This is a genomic window from Seonamhaeicola marinus, assembly GCF_008085455.1.
This window is the reverse complement of the sequence record NZ_VSDQ01000891.1, coordinates 1-239: the sequence shown is the minus strand read 5'-3', so window position 1 is coordinate 239 and position 239 is coordinate 1. Positions and strand designations below refer to the sequence as shown.

At 31.0% G+C, this 239-nt stretch carries 1 protein-coding gene; it reads left to right on the top strand.

The genetic code is table 11. The features are described 5' to 3' along the window. On the top strand, positions 1-239 hold a 239-nt coding region (locus FUA24_RS24650; protein ID WP_148546086.1), incomplete at both ends, for an undecaprenyl phosphate translocase family protein.

Here is a 239-nt window from a genome sequence, read left to right as displayed (position 1 = left end):
GGGCTGCTTTTCTTCGGAATGATTGTAAGCTACTTCAGTATTTCAAAAATTTTAGATTACCTTATTATTAATTACGAACTGTACGTTTGGAGTGTATTCTTCGGAATGATTATAGGCTCTATTTATTACATAAGTAAAGATTTTGAAGGCTGGTGTACTAAAGCATACATATCATTAGTTATTGGTATTTCAATTGGTATTAGTATTAGCTTTTTAGATCCGGCCAAAGAAAACGATAA